The organism is Pacificoceanicola algae (assembly GCF_049341065.1).
Lineage (GTDB): Bacteria > Pseudomonadota > Alphaproteobacteria > Rhodobacterales > Rhodobacteraceae > Pacificoceanicola.
This window is the reverse complement of the sequence record NZ_JBMPIX010000069.1, coordinates 1-788: the sequence shown is the minus strand read 5'-3', so window position 1 is coordinate 788 and position 788 is coordinate 1. Positions and strand designations below refer to the sequence as shown.

1 pseudogene is annotated in these 788 nt (G+C 57.2%); it reads right to left on the bottom strand.

The annotated features are described in order from the left end of the window. Positions 1-78, bottom strand: a pseudogene (locus ACOYQJ_RS26215) (phasin, PhaP); the annotation flags it as partial. Between the last annotated feature and the right edge of the window lie 710 nt (positions 79-788).

Genomic DNA, 788 nt, shown 5'->3' with positions numbered 1-788 from the left:
GGTCAGCTCGTCGGTGGCTTTCTTGACGGCTGCGGTTGCGTCCTCGGACAGGTCCTTGCCTGCGGCCATCATCAGCTGCTGGCTTTGAAACTCAATGAGATGCTGTAACGGCGTCTGCGTCGCGCACTGCCCGTTATGGCTTGCAAGATCAGGGCGCCGGACTGTTTTTGTTTAGGGTTCAATATCTCGCGGTCTGGCATTCGGCGGAGCTCTCGCCTTCGCTGCGAGGAGGCGCGGCTCCGGAGGCGGCAGAGAGCGGTGCAACACTTCGGGATCGGTGCAACATTATGTTGCATCACTCCCGAAAACGGGGCCAAAAGGCCCATAAACCGAGGTGAATCGGTCAGATGACCATGAGTGCAGAGCCACTAAAACAAGGAGTTTCGGACGTCCCAAAGGCCGCGCGGCTAAGCGTGACCCCTATGGTGGATCGTGGTGGCATGAGTTTTGTCATTCAATTTCAAAAGCTTGCGGGGATTGTTAAGGCGAAGTAGCACGCTTGTAGCACAGGGCAAAGACTAATTGTCATAGATTGGTGCCCGTTTGCGCCCGGTTTCATGATTGTACTTTGGCGCCGGCGGTAGGGGCCTCTCCGCTGGGCCAAGTCTCCTTGATTTCAAAGGAAATTCCGCCGCGACCGTGCACTGGTTCCAGCCAGACTCCAGAATGTACCCGGAGTCGTGCCGTACATCCGGCATCAATTCAAGTACTGTAAGCGACGGCCACGCCCCATTGATTTCGCACTTGCTCGGTGTCGCGGCGGGATGAAGCGGAGGACGGTCGGTAGC